Genomic DNA, 392 nt, shown 5'->3' with positions numbered 1-392 from the left:
TAACAGGTATAGAGTTTGATGTATTTGGATTTAGTCGTGGAGCTGCGTTGACTCGTCATTTCGTCAATGCGGTACATGCAGGATTACCAGATTACACCAAACCAAGAATCGGTTGTGACTCACTCACCATACACCCAAACCTTCTAGGTTCAGAAAATGCGGAAAAATTTGATCGCGAGAATGGCTATGAACTTGACAATTCACGCGATGTAACTATTCGTTTTGTGGGTTTGTTTGATACTGTCGGTTCATTTTACTGGCCCGGCAATGACGATGATGGTGAGTTTCAACTCCGGCTAACACCTGACTGTGCACAGCGAGTTGTGCAGTTGTGCGCACATCATGAATACAGAGTGAATTTTCCATTAACGACATTGAAAAGCAACGGTACA

General features: G+C 43.4%; 1 protein-coding gene. It reads left to right on the top strand.

All coding sequences use genetic code 11. From position 1 onward, the window contains the following. Nucleotides 1-392: phospholipase effector Tle1 domain-containing protein (locus ACYP03_RS24475; RefSeq protein ID WP_459782443.1), on the top strand; the 392-nt coding region annotated here is incomplete at both ends.

The organism is Photobacterium sp. R1, from assembly GCF_054600795.1.
This window is presented reverse-complemented; position numbering and strand designations above follow the sequence as displayed.